Source organism: Hymenobacter agri, assembly GCF_054778495.1.
In genome coordinates, this window is sequence record NZ_BAAGZM010000779.1 from 1 (window position 1) to 1650 (window position 1650).

General features: G+C 61.9%; 3 protein-coding genes. 2 read left to right on the top strand and 1 reads right to left on the bottom strand.

Going from position 1 to position 1650, the window contains the following annotated elements:
• Positions 1-444, top strand: a 444-nt coding sequence (locus ACYVDE_RS22025) for an FAD-dependent protein (RefSeq protein WP_460503684.1), incomplete at its 5' end; no start/stop codon positions are given.
• Between the two features lie 94 nt (positions 445-538).
• Positions 539-898: a CoA-binding protein gene (locus tag ACYVDE_RS22030; RefSeq protein WP_460503685.1), complete on the top strand. Its 360-nt coding sequence runs from the start codon at positions 539-541 to the stop codon at positions 896-898.
• 465 nt (positions 899-1363) lie between these two features.
• Here the strand turns inward: ACYVDE_RS22030 and ACYVDE_RS22035 are convergent.
• On the bottom strand, positions 1364-1650 hold a 287-nt coding region (locus ACYVDE_RS22035), incomplete at its 5' end, for a hypothetical protein (protein WP_460503686.1).

Genomic DNA, 1650 nt, shown 5'->3' on the forward strand with positions numbered 1-1650 from the left:
GGCCTGCACTTTCAGCAGGAAATTGAGCAGCGGGCCTGCCAGGCCGCGGGCGGCACGCAGCGCGCCCCGGCCCAGTTGCTGGGCGACTTCCTCAAAAACAAACGCTCGGCCGAGCTGCTTGAAACCTCCTATCAGCCCGGCCTGGTGTCGGTGCGCATGGACGAGGTACTGGGCCCCGTGCTGGCCGAGCGCCTGCGCCAAGGCTTCCGCGACTTCGGCCGGAAGATTCCCGGCTACGCCACCAACGCCGCCCAGATTGTGGGCGTGGAAAGCCGGACTTCGGCCCCGATTCGCATTCCGCGCGATAAGGACAGCCTGCAGCACCCGGTGGTAGCGGGCCTGTTTCCGTGCGGCGAGGGCGCGGGCTACGCGGGCGGCATCGTGTCGGCGGCCATGGACGGTGAGCGCTGCGCCGAAGCCGTGGCCCCGCTGGTGCGCCGATAGCCGCCCGCCGGTTTTGTGCGTTTAATGCGGATGAAGCGGCGGCCGGGCCCGGAGCCTGGCCGCTCATTTTCCGTCCTTTCTACTTATCTGAATTATGAAAAAGACGCTCGTTCTCGGCGCTTCCGATAACCCCGCCCGCTACTCGTTTCGGGCCGCCCACATGCTCAAAAACCACGGCCACGAGGTGGTGCCGGTGGGCATTCGCAAGGGCGAAGTGGCCGGCATGGCCATTCGCACCGACCGCCCACTGGCCGCCGATGTGGACACGGTGACGCTGTATGTAGGCCCGCAAAACCAACCCGAGTGGTACGACTACATCCTCGACCTTAAGCCCCGGCGCATTCTTTTCAACCCCGGCACCGAAAACCCCGAGTTGGAACGCCTGGCCCAGCAGCGCGGCATCCAAACCGAGGAAGCCTGCACGCTGGTGCTGCTCTCGATTGGGCAGTATTAAGCAGTCGTAATAGAGTTAACCAAATAAAAAAGCCCGTCATGCTTCATGTAGCGTCCGCTTGTTGAGGCATCTCTACCGCGAAGAGTAAATAACCTCGGTTGCGGAGTAGCCCCAGCGGGGCGATATATCGGTAGCACAACCGTCGGCTTTTCTGTTTCCAAGCCCCCTCGGGGCGACATTCGCCAGGCGAGTGTCGCCCCGAGGGGGCTTCACTGTTCTTACTGCCTGGCTTATCTGCTACCGATATATCGCCCCGCTGGGGCTGACGGTTAGTAGCTCCTATCCGCAACCTGGAGCAGGTCTCAGATTGGTGTACGGAAGTAGATACGCAACATTTTGCGTTTCGTCGTTGAACAAAATCGTTTGACGGCACTACCGCGAGTCGTTCAGCAATGAAACGCAAAATGTTGCGTCTCTATCTTGTTCAAACGGCCATTTACCAACCCGGGAGCTACTCCAGGTTGGCTATTCTGCCTTCGCGTCAGCCAATAAGTACGGCCGGAATCGGGGCTCTACATCGTGTTTGATGCGGCTGGATAGCCAGACGCATCCAGCCAGATAAATGCCGAACACGGCAAGCAGTGTCAGCCGGCGGCAGCCCGACTTCGACCAGGCCGGCCACGGCCCGAAAGCCACCAGCGCCAGCAGCAGCAGGTGCAGCGGCAGCAGGAAACGCACTTCCATGCTCATGGGCACCACGGCCAGGCAGGGCAGCAGCAGAGCGGCCAGCACCAGCGCCTCGCGGGCCGTGG

Bases quoted from the DNA above. Each gene is read 5' to 3' on its own strand.
- ACYVDE_RS22030 (WP_460503685.1), top strand. From the start codon at position 539: ATGAAAAAGACGCTCGTTCTCGGCGCTTCCGATAACCCCGCCCGCTAC.